14 protein-coding genes are annotated in these 14811 nt (G+C 59.4%); 10 read left to right on the top strand and 4 right to left on the bottom strand.

The window, feature by feature from the left end; translation table 11 throughout:
- Nucleotides 1-133 precede the first annotated feature (133 nt).
- From ATI02_RS31950 to yecR, 5 genes are all read left to right on the top strand, one after another.
- On the top strand, nt 134-295 hold the full coding sequence (locus tag ATI02_RS31950) for a hypothetical protein (RefSeq protein ID WP_157815132.1): 162 nt from the start codon (nt 134-136) through the stop codon (nt 293-295).
- A 120-nt stretch (nt 296-415) separates the two neighbouring features.
- The gene (locus ATI02_RS07535; RefSeq protein WP_100845905.1) at nt 416-1792 is read left to right on the top strand and encodes a pyridoxal-phosphate dependent enzyme; all 1377 of its coding nucleotides are present in this window, start codon (nt 416-418) and stop codon (nt 1790-1792) included.
- On the top strand, nt 1789-2961 hold the full coding sequence (locus tag ATI02_RS07530) for a cystathionine gamma-synthase (RefSeq protein WP_100845904.1): 1173 nt from the start codon (nt 1789-1791) through the stop codon (nt 2959-2961). Before ATI02_RS07535 ends, ATI02_RS07530 begins: the two co-directional genes overlap by 4 nt.
- Nucleotides 2962-3471: 510 nt before the next feature.
- Nucleotides 3472-3747, top strand: coding sequence for a hypothetical protein (locus tag ATI02_RS07525; protein WP_100845903.1), 276 nt, complete (start codon nt 3472-3474; stop codon nt 3745-3747).
- Between the two features lie 72 nt (nt 3748-3819).
- On the top strand, nt 3820-4128 hold the full coding sequence (gene yecR / locus ATI02_RS07520; protein ID WP_100845902.1) for a YecR family lipoprotein: 309 nt from the start codon (nt 3820-3822) through the stop codon (nt 4126-4128).
- A gap of 1 nt (nt 4129) precedes the next feature.
- Here yecR and ATI02_RS07515 read toward each other — a convergent pair whose 3' ends face one another.
- Complete coding sequence (locus tag ATI02_RS07515; protein ID WP_100845901.1) at nt 4130-5755, bottom strand: ATP-binding response regulator; 1626 nt, start codon at nt 5753-5755, stop codon at nt 4130-4132.
- A gap of 114 nt (nt 5756-5869) precedes the next feature.
- Here ATI02_RS07515 and ATI02_RS07510 point away from each other — a divergent pair, with 114 nt between their 5' ends.
- Nucleotides 5870-6475: a LuxR C-terminal-related transcriptional regulator gene (locus ATI02_RS07510; protein ID WP_100845900.1), complete on the top strand. Its 606-nt coding sequence runs from the start codon at nt 5870-5872 to the stop codon at nt 6473-6475.
- A 422-nt stretch (nt 6476-6897) separates the two neighbouring features.
- Here the strand turns inward: ATI02_RS07510 and ppk2 are convergent, their stop codons facing one another.
- Both ppk2 and ATI02_RS07500 read right to left on the bottom strand, forming a co-directional pair.
- On the bottom strand, nt 6898-7731 hold the full coding sequence (gene ppk2 / locus ATI02_RS07505) for a polyphosphate kinase 2 (protein ID WP_100845899.1): 834 nt from the start codon (nt 7729-7731) through the stop codon (nt 6898-6900).
- 106 nt (nt 7732-7837) lie between these two features.
- Entirely contained in the window at nt 7838-8836 is a 999-nt protein-coding gene (locus tag ATI02_RS07500) for a bile acid:sodium symporter family protein (RefSeq protein WP_095191366.1), read from the bottom strand.
- A gap of 84 nt (nt 8837-8920) precedes the next feature.
- Between ATI02_RS07500 and ATI02_RS07495 the strand changes: the two genes are divergently transcribed.
- The 4 genes from ATI02_RS07495 to ATI02_RS07480 all read left to right on the top strand — a co-directional run bounded on the left by ATI02_RS07495 (nt 8921) and on the right by ATI02_RS07480 (nt 13583).
- Nucleotides 8921-9709: an AraC family transcriptional regulator gene (locus tag ATI02_RS07495; RefSeq protein WP_095191367.1), complete on the top strand. Its 789-nt coding sequence runs from the start codon at nt 8921-8923 to the stop codon at nt 9707-9709.
- Nucleotides 9710-9835: 126 nt separating this feature from the next.
- Entirely contained in the window at nt 9836-11548 is a 1713-nt protein-coding gene (locus ATI02_RS07490; protein ID WP_100845898.1) for an amidase, read from the top strand.
- Between the two features lie 208 nt (nt 11549-11756).
- Complete coding sequence (locus tag ATI02_RS07485) at nt 11757-12221, top strand: hypothetical protein (RefSeq protein ID WP_100845897.1); 465 nt, start codon at nt 11757-11759, stop codon at nt 12219-12221.
- Nucleotides 12222-12608: 387 nt separating this feature from the next.
- Entirely contained in the window at nt 12609-13583 is a 975-nt protein-coding gene (locus ATI02_RS07480) for a TerC family protein (protein ID WP_095191369.1), read from the top strand.
- A 123-nt stretch (nt 13584-13706) separates the two neighbouring features.
- Here the strand turns inward: ATI02_RS07480 and ATI02_RS07470 are convergent, their stop codons facing one another.
- Nucleotides 13707-14807: a polyamine ABC transporter substrate-binding protein gene (locus ATI02_RS07470; protein WP_100845896.1), complete on the bottom strand. Its 1101-nt coding sequence runs from the start codon at nt 14805-14807 to the stop codon at nt 13707-13709.
- Nucleotides 14808-14811: the final 4 nt, after the last annotated feature.

The raw sequence follows: 14811 nt of genomic DNA, 5'->3' as shown, positions 1-14811 counted from the left end.
CTCCAATGTTCTGTTGATGGCAGCCATTGTCGGCAGCGCAAGCGAGTGAGACAAACTCAATTTAATCGCGATGATCACAAATTTTACTCATGATAAAGTCATCGCTGCCTCTGCTCGAACAACGCTGTTGCCCATGCGCGACATTCCGATCCTGAAGCGGTTTGCACTGCAGGATATTTATCCGCAGATCAAGCGGTTCGTGATGACGAAGACGCCCTTTGAATACTCGATGGCGCGTCTATATAAACGCGCTCGAAGCGTGCCCGTGCGCGCCGTGTTTTTGTTCTATCGTTAGATCGAAATGGCAGTATTTGCGGGCGACTAAAGGTTGCGACGGCCCCGGTCTGAGCCTATGTTGCACGCGAGCTTATTCCCCGCGAATGGAACGCGATCAACACCACAAAGAGGTGAAGAGATGTCAAAGGATTCACGCCCTGCCGTACTTGGGCTGATCGGCAATACGCCGCTGGTACAAGTGACCCGCTTCGATACCGGCCCCTGCACACTGTTTCTCAAACTCGAATCACAAAACCCCGGTGGATCGATCAAGGATCGCATCGGTCTGGCGATGATCGATGCCGCTGAACGTGATGGCCGCCTCAAACCCGGTGGCACCATCGTCGAGGCCACCGCCGGCAACACCGGCCTGGGTCTGGCACTGGTTGGCCGCGCCAAAGGTTATCGCGTGGTGCTGGTGGTGCCCGACAAGATGTCCACCGAGAAAGTCCTGCACTTGAAGGCCATGGGCGCCGAAGTACACATCACCCGTTCCGATGTCGGCAAGGGCCATCCCGAGTATTACCAGGACGTCGCCGCACGACTGGCGAAAGACATTCCCGGCGCGTTCTTCGCCGACCAGTTCAACAATCCGGCCAACCCGCTGGCTCATGAATGCAGCACCGCGCCAGAGATCTGGGCACAGACTGAACATGACCTGGACGCCATCGTCGTCGGTGTGGGTTCGGCCGGCACGCTGACCGGGCTGACGCGATTCTTCAAACGCGTACAACCGGATCTGCAAATGGTCCTGGCCGATCCGGTCGGCTCGGTGATGGCGCAATACAGCCGCGACGACTCGCTGCCAACCCCCGGTTCTTGGGCGGTCGAAGGCATCGGCGAAGACTTCATTCCGTCGATCACCGACCTCTCCAGCGTGCGCCACGCGTATTCGATCAGCGACGAAGAAAGCTTCGATCACGCCCGTCAATTACTGCGTGCCGAAGGCATTCTCGGTGGTTCATCCACCGGTACCCTGCTCGCCGCCGCGCTGCGTTACTGCCGCGAACAAACCGAGCCAAAACGCGTGGTCAGTTTCGTTTGCGACACCGGCACGCGCTACTTGTCGAAAGTCTACAACGACCAATGGATGACCGATCAGGGCTTGTTGCAGCGCAAGGGCTACGGCGACTTGCGCGATCTGATCGCCCGACGTTTCGAGGATGGCCGGGTGATCAGCGTCGGTCCCGACGACACCTTGCTGACCGCGTTCCAGCGCATGCGACTGGCGGACGTTTCGCAACTGCCGGTGCTGGTTGAAGGCAAGGCACTGGTCGGCGTGATCGACGAATCGGACATTCTGCTGGCCGTTCACGAAGATGCCGCGCGTTTCAGCCAGTCGGTCTCCAGCGTGATGACCGACAAACTGCAAACCCTCGCCCCCGGTGCGCCCCTCTCTGAGCTGGAATCGGTGCTCAGCCGCGGCCTCGTCGCCATCATCGCCGACGCTTCTGGCTTCCATGGCCTGATCACTCGCACCGACATGCTCAACCAATTACGGAGATCCCTCGCATGAGTCAGCACGACAAGAATTCCCAAGGCTTCGCGACCCGAGTGATCCATGCCGGGCAGGAGCCTGACCCGACCACCGGGGCGCTGATGCCGCCAATCTACGCCAACTCCACCTACCTGCAAGACAGCCCCGGCGTGCACAAGGGCTTCGACTACGGCCGCTCGCACAACCCGACGCGCTTCGCGCTGGAGCGTTGCGTGGCGGATCTGGAAGGGGGCACTCAGGCGTTTGCGTTCGCGTCCGGGCTGGCGACGATTTCCACGGTCCTCGAACTGATCGATGCCGGGTCGCACGTTATCTCCGGCAATGACCTGTACGGCGGCACCTTCCGCCTGTTCGACAAGGTGCGCCAGCGCAGCGCCGGACATCGTTTCAGCTACGTCGATCTGACTGACCTGTCGGCGTTTGAAGCGGCGCTGCAGGACGACACGCGCCTGGTCATCGTCGAGTCGCCGACCAACCCGCTGCTGAGCCTGTCGGATCTGGCTGCCATCGCGCGCATCTGCCGTGCCCGCGGGATCATCAGCGTGGCCGACAACACCTTCGCCAGCCCGTATATCCAGCGTCCGCTGGAACTGGGTTTCGACATCGTGTTGCACTCGACCACCAAGTATCTCAACGGGCACTCCGACGTCATCGGCGGCATCGCCGTGGTCGGGCAGAACGCAGAACTGGCCGAACGACTGGGCTTTTTGCAAAACGCGGTCGGTGCGATTTCCGGGCCGTTCGACGCGTTTCTGACGTTGCGTGGAGTGAAGACTCTGGCGCTGCGCATGGAGCGGCATTGCAGCAACGCCCTGGATCTGGCGCAGTGGCTGGAACAGCAACCGCAGGTCAAACGCGTCTACTACCCAGGCCTTGTGTCGCACCCACAGCATGAATTGGCCAAGCGGCAGATGCGCGGTTTCGGCGGGATGATTTCTGTTGATCTGAATACGGATCTGGCTGGCGCGCGGCGCTTCCTGGAGAACGTGGAAATCTTCGCGCTGGCCGAAAGCCTGGGGGGCGTCGAGAGCCTGATCGAGCACCCGGCGATCATGACCCACGCCACCATTCCGCCTGAAACCCGGGCTAAACTGGGCATCGGTGACGGCTTGGTGCGTCTGTCGGTGGGTGTTGAAGACATCGACGACCTGCGCGCTGATCTGGCGCACGCGCTGTCGAAAATCTAGACCTGCAAGAACGACAAAGCCCGCACGATGCGGGCTTTGTTGGTTCGAGTAGGCGGCCAGCGCTGGTCTCTGGCTTACAAGGTTTATCAGGCTTCTCACAGTACCGGGCGAAATTGAAAAGTACGGCCTCGGCTGCTTCACACGGCATAAGGGCTGGATCTCAGCGCGGAGATCTTTCTAACCGTGCACCCTTCGGAACGCGCCCCACGTCCCCTTGCTATCCGTTTGCGCATCAGTCTGCGTCTTCACCTACACCTTTGAGCCTAGCAAACGGTTACGGAGGCGGCGCAGGGTTTTTAGACTGAATTGAGCTTTGCGCAGAACGTGCAGGAAGGGAAGCGCCTAACACCCGTCCATTCCCGCTGCGCACTAGCACATTTGTGCTAATCGACCGCTCCGCCACCCGGCGCTATATTCCCTCGCAACCCTCGATGTTCCTCAACACTGCCACCTGGCGGTGCTCAGGATCGTTGTGCCTGGAAATCAGAACAACACCAAGGAAGAAATACCATGAAACTGCATATCCCCCTCTGCAAAATGACTGTCGTCAGTGCCCTGCTGCTCGGCATCGCCGGGTGCCAGACCGTCAAACCCACCGAAGCCAGCATGAAAGAACGCGCGCAAACCGTTATCGGAAAACCGGTCTCGAAAATCGACAACATCCGCAACGACAGCACCCTCACCTACTACACCGCCTACACCCCGGCCGGGGAATACAACTGTGAATTGCCCAGCGGCGTCATCATCGCCGTGGCCAGCATGGGCATGATGAAGCCGCCCCTGTAGTGCCTGCCCAAAGGCGCTTCGCCAATTCCGTTTCAATAACTCTCCCGCCTCGGTAAAGGACTACGTCCCATCATGAAAACCCTGATCGCAACACTCACCCTCACCGCGCTCTTCCTGACCGGCTGCGCCACGCCGAAACAATGGGAGGCCACAGGCGGCAGCAAAAACGATGGCGTCGTCCAGGTTTCCTATGAACTGGGCCAGTTCGAAAGTGGCCAGACCAGCGCCGAACAAGGCCTGACCGTCGCCGCGCAACGCTGCAAGACCTGGGGCTACAAAAATGCCGAGGTCACCGGCTCAGAGAAAAACATCTGCCGCACCATGGGCCAGTACAACTGTCTGCAAACCACCATCACTCAGGACTATCTCTGCAAGCGTTGAGCTAAACCTCCTCGACCGGCTCGGTTTGCCGGTCGCGCAGGGCACGCAAGGTCGCGCGCAGCTCGGCCGGGCGTACCGGTTTGGACAGGATGGCAATTTGGCGGTCGTGCAAGGCCGCCTGTATTTTTTCGATGTCATGCCCGGTGATGATCATCGCTGGCACCGCAAAGCCGCGTTGGCGGCGCACGTCGTCAATACACTCGATACCCGTAGCATGGGTGCCAAGATCGAAGTCGGCGACGATGATGTCGCAATCGGTGGTCAAATCCCGCCCGCTCAGTTCGGCCTGCACCTCACAGCCCCAACGTTCCAGCAACGCCGAGGTCGCCATCAGCACGTTGTGGTCATCCTCCACCAGGCACACCTTCAGCCCGGTCAACAGGCCGACTTGTCGTGCGTCATCGCGGTTGATCTGCATCTGCTGCGGCGCCGCCAATGGCAAGCCAGACAAGGTGACAGCCGTACCCCGCCCGAGTCGTGAGCGCAGCGCGACTTCGACTCCGATCAACTGCCCCAGACGTTTGACGATCGACAGGCCCAGCCCCACGCCTTCGACATCTTTGTCGCGCACCTGACGAACCCGGTAAAACTCCTCGAAAACCTTGGGCAAATGCTCCTCGGCGATGCCGTTGCCGCGGTCATGGATGACAATGGCCAGTCCTGCCCCGCGCTTGCGCACGCCAATCAGCACCGGCTGGTGCGCGCCGTATTTGAAGCAGTTGGACAGCACGTTCTGCACCATGGTCGCGAGCAGCGCCGGGTCGGTTCGAACCCAGCGTTCACAAGGTCGCAGGCGCAATTCCACGCCTGCCCAACGTGCGGCTTCGGCGTTCTGGCGAATCAGATCGGCAAGCCACTCGCCCAGATTCACGGCTTGCAGTTTTGGCAGAATCCGCCCGTTATCGAGGGTGTACAGGTCGAGAATCGAGCGGAACAACTGCGACACATTGAGCAGCGAACGGTCGATGTTGTCGACCAGCCGCCGCTCCTCATCCCCCAACCGCGACTCACGCAGACACGCGGTAAACAGGCCGATGGAGTGAATCGGCTGACGCAAGTCATGGCTGGCCTGGGCGAGAAAGCGTGATTTTTCCAGATTGGCCGCGACCGCTTCTTCGGAAGCCTTGCGCGTGCGCTCCAGCAGCAGGTGCGCGTAGAACGGGATCACCGTGCTGGTGATCATCAGCATCAATACCATGAACGGTTGCGCCTGCCACACCGGCGTCAGGCGATACACCACCAGCAAGGCCAACAACGCCAGTACCGTGGCAATCGCCAGATAGCGCGAACCGTAACGCATACCATTGCCGAGGTTGACCCAGATAATCACCGCGTACAGCGGCAACGCCGCCTCGCCGCCCACCACCAGCCCGAAACAGGTACCGGTGTAGTCGTGGACCATGGCGAAAATCCGCCGCGCCGGGTAATGCCCCGGCCAGCGCACTATCGTCTGACGCAGCACGATTGAGACCAGCAAAAACAGACCAATATAGGTAATCACCGGCAGGTAGGTATCGAAGCGCTGGCCCGGCAAAAAGCCAAGTACGCCGATGTAGACCACCGCAATGCTGGCGATGATGATGCGCAGGTTAGCCTGATCGAGTTCGGTGTTTTTCTCGAACTTCATGATTAACGTCCTTGTGTCGCAATCGTCATATTCGGAATGAGCCTACAGGCAACCCTTGCGCCCAGTGCTAAGGTGCTTGCCAAGAACAACGCCTGACCCAGGGAGGGTCACGCCATGACATACCGAATCATCATAGCCGACGATCACCCGATGTTTCGCGAGGCCATGCTGCGCACTGTCCAGCGTCTGCTGCCCGAAGCGAGTCTTGAAGAAGCTGGCGACCTGGACGCCGTAATGGCGCTGTTGCCCTGCGGTGATGAGCCGGACAGCCTGATTCTGGATCTGCGTTTTCCCGGCCTCACCTGCGTCAGCCAGCTCGCCGAACTACGCCGACGCCTGCCGCGCACCACGCTGATCGTGGTGTCGATGGTGGATGATGAGGCGCTGATCAGCGAAGTCATGGCGGCGGGCATCGACGGTTTCATCGGCAAAAACATTGCCCCGGAGGAGATCGGCCAAGCGATCCTGGCGATCCGCGAAGGTGAAGTGCTGGTGAAGTTTGCCCCGTCAGGCTTGCTGCGGCTGGAAACCGGCGCCGCCCTCACGCCCCGTCAGCAGGAGGTGTTACGGCTGATCGCTCAGGGCAAGACCAACAAGGAAATTGCCCGGGCGCTGGATATCTCGCCGTTTACGGTGAGGATTCACGTGTCTTCGTTGCTGCGCGCGTTGAACGTACCCTCCCGGGCGGCAGCAGCCGTGCGATATACCGGGGCCGGTTGAGTGGCACCTTGTCGATTGCCCCCCATTCACCAAGCCATCTGCCGCGACTTTCTGACAGGAGGTCCCGACCATCGCCTATGCTTTGAGAACGCGTAGCCGCTGCACATCTCTGCGCACTACGCGCCCCCTTCTTGATAAAACTCCATGGACCGGAATCCAGGTCGCTTGACGTACAAGTGATGGAGATTGCCATGTACCCATCGATAAGCCCGCTCTTGCTGCTCGCCATCGCCATCTGTCTGGGCGGATCGTCTTGCCACGACAATGGCAGTAGAGATGAACGCGACGCGCAAAACCAATCGTCAGTGAACGGTGGCAACAATCGAACAGGGTCGGGCATCGTGCCCACCCAGCAGATCCAGCCGCGAATGCATCGACGCTGATACACGGCCATGGCTGGAGCGGATGCTCCAGCCGCCCCTTCAGAATTTTTCCGGCACACGATTGTAGGGGTAATCCGGCTCCCGATAGCCCGCAGGCTTCTGGCGTTTTGGCAGTGTTACCGACTCACGCTCCACGTCCTCGTAAGGGATGTGGCTGAGCAGATCGGTGATGATGTTCAGGCGTGCCCGGCGCTTGTCGTTCGAATCAGCCACTCGCCATGGAGCGTGCTCGGAATCCGTTGCGGCAAACATGGCATCACGCGCGCGTGAATAGTCATACCAACGGCTGTAGGACTTGAGGTCCATGGGCGTCAGTTTCCATATCTTGCGCCCGTCCCGGATACGCGCCTGAAGGCGCCGAGTCTGCTCTTGCTCGCTGACCTCGAGCCAGTACTTGAGCAGGATCACGCCGGAATCAACGATGGCACGCTCCACCGCCGGGACCGCCTTGAGGAAACCGGCCACCTGTTCTTCAGTGCAAAAACCCATCACACGCTCGACGCCGGCGCGGTTGTACCAACTGCGATCAAACATCACCACCTCGCCGGCGGCCGGCAAGTGCGGCAGGTAGCGTTGGATATACATCTGACTTTTTTCGCGATCAGTCGGCGCCGGCAACGCGACGACACGGAACACCCGCGGGCTGATGCGCTCGGTCAGCGCCTTGATCGTCCCGCCCTTGCCGGCACCGTCGCGCCCTTCGAAAACGATGCACACCTTGATGCCCTTGGCCTTGACCCATTCCTGCAACTTGACCACCTCGATGTGCAAGCGGCGCAGATGTTCGAGGTAGTCCTTGTTTTTCAGCTTTGCTGGCTCAAGGGTCGGTTGTCTGGCGCTTTTTTTCTTGTCCTTGCCCTTTACCTTTGCCATGACCCAAGACCTCATTCAATTATCGGTAGCTCAACAGCGTAGGTGCGAAGCCTGTGTTCGGCCAATGACAGTGCTGTACGTGCGCCCCTGCGATGAGGTCAACGGATCAAGGATCGACCTGCGCCATCAGTTCCGGCACCGATTCCGGGCGTTTTGCGTAGCGCTGCGCCAACACCGCACAGACCATCAGCTGGATCTGATGGAACAGCATCAGCGGCAGAATCAGTACGCCGATAGTGCTACCGGCGAACAACACCTGCGCCATAGGCACACCGGTGGCCAGGCTCTTTTTCGAGCCGCAGAACAGAATGGTGATGCGATCTTCCTGGCTGAAACCGAACGCCTTGCCCAGCAGCGTCGATGCCACCAATACCAGCGTCAGCAAGATGCAGCAGACCACCACCAACCCCAACAGCTCGAAGAGTGGAATCTGATGCCAGATACCTTCGTTGACCGCTTCGCTGAATGCGCCGTAGACCACCAGCAAAATCGAGCCCTGATCGACAAACTTCAGCCAGTTCTTGTTACGCCCTACCCACGCGCCGATCCAGCGCCGGGCGATCTGCCCGGCGATGAATGGCAGCAGCAGTTGCACACTGATTTTCAGCATCGCGTCGAGGGTCGAACCGCCGTCGCCGTGGACGTTGAGCAGCAGTGTCACCAACAGCGGCGTGAGAAAAATCCCGAACAGGCTGGACGCCGCCGCACTGCAAATCGCAGCGGGAATATTGCCCCGCGCCAGCGAAGTAAAGGCGATGGCCGACTGCACCGTGGCCGGCAACGCGCAGAGGTAAAGCATACCCATGTACAACGGGTCGCCGATCAACGGGGACAACAGCGGTTTCAGCGCCAGCCCCAATAGCGGGAACAGGACAAACGTCAGGCCAAACACCAGCAGATGCAGGCGCCAGTGGCCGGCGCCGGCGATGATCGATTCACGCGAGAGCTTGGCGCCGTGGAGGAAAAACAGCAGCGCAATGGCGATGTTGGTCAGCCAGCCGAAACCGACCGCGACCTGACCACTGGCCGGCAGAAAACTGGCCAGCAGCACAACGCCGATCAGGGTCAGGGTGAAGTTGTCGGGCAAGAATCTTGGGCGGGTCATGGTTTGCTCATCCGGGGGTTGCCAGTACGTGATTGCGACTCTAACGTGACGGGCAATTACCGACTAACGCCGAAGAACCGCCAGATGCCGCCAAAAGGACACGACAAAAGCGTCAGACGCAGTATTCCCGGACTGCCCAGCCTGCCACGCCCGCTGTACGGCCGCACAGAATCGCTGCCCAATCGGGCATTGACCCGGCGCCACAGTCATCCGTGGGTGCAATTGTCATACGCGATTCAGGGCGTGCTCGAAGTGCAGACCAGCGCCGGACGCTTCGTCGCCCCGCCCGAACGCGCGGTGTGGATTCCGGCAGGCGTGCCGCATCGGGTCTTCAGTTCACCGCACACCGAAATGCGCAGCCTGTACATCGATTGCAGCGTCGCCGGATGGGCGGCCGAGCGCTGTCATGTGCTCGGCGTCAGCGACTTGCTGCGTGAGTTGATCCGCGCCTTTAGTCAGATTCCTGTCGAGTATGACCAAGGCGGCCCGCACGGTCGCCTGGCCCAGGTGATCCTCGATCAGTTGGCCGACGCACCCCAAATCGACCTGATGTTGCCACTGCCGCAAGACAGCCGCTTACGCCAGATCTATCAGAGTCTTGAGCAGCATCCGGAACAACCCACCACACTCAGTCACTGGAGCGAGAAATTCGGCGTGACCGAAAAAACCCTTAGCCGCCTGTTTCTGCGCGACACAGGTCTGACTTTTCGCGCATGGCGCCAGCGCCTGCGTCTACTCGGAGCACTGACGCCGCTGGAGAGGGGCGAACGCGTCACCGACGTGGCTTTGGCCTGCGGGTATGACTCGACGTCGGCGTTCATCGCTGCATTTCGCCAACAGTTCGGTGAGACGCCCGGGGAATTTTTCCGTTGAGTTTGTCGATATTTATCGAATTAGCACATGCCAATCGGCAAAGTTCAGGGTAGAGTTTCGCCCATCAGGATTTTTGACGATAACAATGATGACCCCTCCTTTAGCGAACCTGTCGGCGGTAACAGCATGATCGAAGTCACTGAAGTTTCCATTGCCCAATTGCGCGCTGCCCTCGAAGCTGGTCAGACCACCTCGGTGGAGCTGGTGCAGGCTTATCTGGCGCGGATCGACGCTTACGACGGCACAAACACCGACACGGCACTCAATGCTGTGGTGGTGCGCAACCCGCAAGCCCTCAAAGAAGCCGAGGCTGCCGACGAGCGCCGAGCCAAAGGCCAGACACTCGGCCCGCTGGATGGCATTCCCTACACCGCCAAGGACAGTTATCTGGTCAAAGGCCTGACCGCTGCGTCGGGCAGCCCGGCGTTTGTCGATCTGGTCGCCCATCGCGATGCTTTCACCATCGAGCGACTGCGCGCCGCCGGGGCGATCTGCCTGGGCAAGACCAACATGCCGCCGATGGCCAATGGCGGCATGCAGCGCGGCGTCTATGGCCGGGCCGAGAGCCCGTACAACGCTGACTACCTGACGGCGCCCTTCGCTTCCGGTTCGTCCAATGGCGCCGGCACCGCCACCGCCGCCAGTTTTTCCGCGTTCGGCCTCGCCGAGGAAACGTGGTCGAGTGGCCGTGGCCCGGCGTCGAACAATGGCTTGTGCGCCTACACACCGTCGCGCGGGGTGATTTCGGTGCGCGGCAACTGGCCGCTGACGCCGACCATGGACGTGGTCGTGCCCTACGCCCGGAGCATGGCGGACTTGCTCGAAGTGCTGGACGTGGTGGTTGCCGAAGATGCCGACAAGCGCGGCGATCTGTGGCGCCTGCAACCCTGGGTGGCGATTCCGAGCGTTGCCTCGCTGCGCCCGGCTTCCTACGCGGAACTTGCGGTGACCGCCGATGCACTGGCGGGTAAACGCCTGGGCGTGCCAAAGATGTACATCAATGCCGACCCCGAGGCTGGCACCAGCGAAGCGCCGGGTATCGGTGGCCCGACCGGGCAACGCATCAACACCCGTGCGTCGGTGATCGAGCTGTGGAAACAGGCACGCGCCGCGCTGGAAGCCGCCGGTGCCGAGGTCATCGAAGTGGATTTCCCGCTGGTCTCCAACTGCGAAGGCGACCGTCCCGGCGCGCCAACCGTGTTCAATCGCGGCATCGTCTCCGAGGCGTTTCTGCATCACGAATTGTGGGACCTGTCGGCCTGGGCGTTCGATGATTTCCTGCGCGCCAACGGCGATCCGAAACTGAACCGTCTGGCCGACGTCGACGGACCGAAGATCTTCCCGCACGACCCTGGAACGTTGCCCAACCGCGAAGGTGATCTGGCCGCCGGCATGGACGAATACGTACGCATGGCCGAACGCGGTATCACCCCATGGGATCAGATTCCGACCCTGCCCGACGGCCTGCGCGGCCTGGAAAAGACCCGCAAAATCGATCTGGAAGACTGGATGGACTCGCTCAAGCTCGATGCGGTGCTGTTCCCGACCAACGCCGACGTTGGCCCGGCGGATGCCGATATCAATCCGCAATCGGCGGACATTGCCTGGAGTAACGGCGTCTGGGTGGCCAACGGCAATCTGGCAATCCGTCACCTCGGCGTGCCGACCGTCACCGTGCCGATGGGCATCATGGCCGACATCGGCATGCCGGTCGGGCTGACCTTCGCCGGTCGCGCCTACGACGACTCGGCGCTGTTACGCCTGGCTTCGGCGTTCGAGTCGACCGGTTCCAGACGCTTGGTGCCACCGCGCACGCCGCCGTTGTCGGCAGGCAAATAATCAGATCGCGGGGATTGGAGCCTGGCAGGCTTCAATCCGCCTGCGGCTGCAACAACCTGAAGTCGAAAGCATAAATCAGACTAAGTAGCAACTGTCATATCTGACAGTCGCAACGACGCCCAAGTAAAGAGTAATGTTTTATTGGGGCTTGGCTATTCAGCCATTCACCCACAAGCAATAAACCACTCATTACTCAGGAACGTTAGCCATGACTGAAATCATAGATCTCGCCGTGTTTGGATTTGATGAAAACCTTCAGCCCCTGCGAACTTCGGGCGAAAAAAACACACAAGAATCATATTTCAAAGCGGTGTTCACACCTCCAACACCTCCCTTCGATAAATTCCATCCCTCCCGGTTTAAATACGCGTCCAACGAAACCCGCGTCGTCGTTAGTGCGATCGATGACTCTGGAGCTCGATTGGGCATCCTCTTTGGCATGCCCCGCGACCTGCAGAGTGGCACATATGCAATCGATAACGACAACGCGACGGTAGGGGCAATGTTAGTTGTGCGTGATCTCGCCAAACGTGCCCACGAAGGCAGCATCACTTTCACTCGAGATGCACAAAAAGGCACAATTGAAGGCACGTTTCACTTTAAAGTCCTTAATATGGACTCGGAATACGAAGTGGCAGGTGAATTCTATCTGGTAAAAACCGGAGACATTTGAAAAACAGGCCCGTCACATTAAAGCAATCGACCATTGCGAATGCCAAACGGAAAGCTTGTCTTTTGCAGTGTTTGGCATTCGATATATCTCACCTATCGTTTTTGCTGCATTTATTTCGCTGAACTATCGTTCATGAGCGTCAGCTTGCTTTTATATCGTGGACATTATGTACGTGCTCAGCGCCCCGCCCATGCCTCCAGCACATCCTCCGCAAGCGTTGCGCCGAGGGGGCGCAAACCAGTGAACAAGGATCGACGCGCGACGTTGCGCCGACAATTCGTTTTTAACGAACTCTACCCGAGAAATAAACGATTTTTCTTTGCGGCAAACGCGTCGCTAGCATGGCCTCGTCTGACCTGAATACAACACCGAGACAGGGGGCGTGACATGCCAGCCAACAACATCAATATCGGCGAACCGTGGATGTGGGGCGCCTTTATCATCTTCGTCCTTGCCATGCTTGCCCTGGACCTGTTTGTCTTCGGTGGACGCAAGGCGCACCGGGTCTCGGTCCGCGAAGCCTTGTCCTGGGTCATCGCCTGGTGCTTGTTGGCATTGAGTTTTGCGGCGTTGCTCTGGTGGTACCTGCACGGTGCGTTCGGCGCTGAAATCGCCAGACAAAAGAGTCTGGAGTTTCTGACCGGTTATCTGATCGAGCAGTCGCTGTCGATCGACAACATGTTCGTTTTCGTGATGATCTTCAGCTACTTCGCCGTACCGCCGGAGCTGCAACGCCGGGTGCTGTTGTACGGCGTGCTCGGGGCCATTGTGATGCGCGCCGTGATGATCTTCGCCGGGGTTTGGCTGGTGTCGCAGTTCGAATGGCTGCTGTACGCCTTCGGCGTGTTCCTGATCTTCACCGGGATCAAGATGTTGATGTTCGCCGAACAACAACCGGACCTCGACAAAAACCCGCTGCTGCGTTGGGTGCGCGGGCATTTGCGGATCACCAAAGGCTTTCATGGCGAACGCTTTTTCGTGTTGCAGAACGGCGTGCGCTGGGCCACGCCGATGTTTCTGGTGCTGGTGTTGATCGAGGCCAGCGACTTGATGTTTGCGGTGGACAGCATCCCGGCAATTTTCGCCGTCACCACTGACCCGTTTATCGTCTTCACCTCGAACATCTTCGCGATCATGGGCCTGCGGGCGCTGTACTTCCTGCTCGCGGACATGGCCGACCGCTTTCATCTGCTCAAGTACGGATTGGCGATTGTGCTGGTATTCATTGGCGGCAAGATGGTGTTGATGCCGTGGGTGCACATGCCGGTAGAGTGGTCGCTGGCGGTGGTTGGGAGCGTGATCTTCGGCTCAGTCTTGCTTAGCTTGGTCATGACCAAAGATGCCGAACACCGAACTGAATGAAACCCCACAAAACCCTGTGGGAGCGAGCCTGCTCGCGAAGGCGTCGGGCCAGTCAACATCAAAGATGAATGACCCACCGCTTTCGCGAGCAGGCTCGCTCCCACATTTGAATGGCGGTGATTGTTACTTGTCTGACTTGATGCTGGTCCAGACGCGAGTGCGCACGCGCTCAAGTTTTTGCGGCAGTGGCTGCACCACGTAGAGGTTTTTCAGCGCTTCGGGGGTCGGCGTCAGGTTCGGGTTGCCGGTGATTTCCTTGTTGATCAGCGCCATCGAATCCTTGTTCGCGTTCGGGTAACCGAGGAAATCACTGATCGGCGCGATCACCTTCGGATCAAGCAAGGTATTGAGGAACTCGTGAGCCTCGGCAACGTTCTTCGCGCTCTTCGGAATGGCGAAGGTGTCGAACCAGATCGGCGCGCCTTCCTTCGGCAAGCGCCAGTCGACCACTACGCCGTTGCCCGCCTCTTTGGCGCGGTTGCCGAACTGGTAGAAACTGCCGGAATAACCGATGGCTACGCAAATATCGCCATTGGCAATGTCGGTCATGTATTTGGCCGAGTTGAAGTAAGTCACGTAGGGGCGAACCTTAAGCATCAACTCTTTGGCTTTTTCATAGTCGGCGGGGTTCTGGCTGTTCGGATCGAGCCCCAGATAATGCAGGGCCAGCGGCAGGATCTCGGACGGCGAATCAAGCATCGCCACGCCGCAGGATTTGAGTTTTTCCATGTTCTCGGGTTTGAACACCAGATCCCAACTGTCCACCGGCGCATTGTCGCCCAGCGCGGCCTTGACCTTGGCCGGGTTGAAACCGATCAGCACGGTACCAACCATGTACGGCACACCGTATTGGTTGCCGGGGTCGTTCTTGTCGAGCAGCTTCAACAGTTCTGGATCCTGATGACTCCAGTTCGGCAGCCTGGACTTGTCGAGTTTCTGGAACACGCCGGCCTTGATCTGTGTATCGAGGAACTGGTTCGACGGCACCACCAGGTCATACCCGGAGTTACCGGTCAACAGCTTGGCTTCCAGGGATTCGTTGGTGTCGAAGGTGTCCCAGGTCACTTTGATACCGCTTTTCGCAGCGAAATCCTTGGGTACGGACGGCAGAATGTAATCCGCCCAGTTGTACACCCGCAGCTCGCGCTGCTCGGCCTGGACGGCGCTGGCCAGTAGCGTCAGCCCACACACGGTGGCACCCAGAATACGTTTCATCGTGACCATGGTT

Source organism: Pseudomonas baetica, assembly GCF_002813455.1.
Classification (GTDB): domain Bacteria; phylum Pseudomonadota; class Gammaproteobacteria; order Pseudomonadales; family Pseudomonadaceae; genus Aquipseudomonas; species Aquipseudomonas baetica.
The sequence above is the reverse complement of the archived record's forward strand: the minus strand, read 5'-3'. Positions and strand labels throughout refer to the sequence as shown.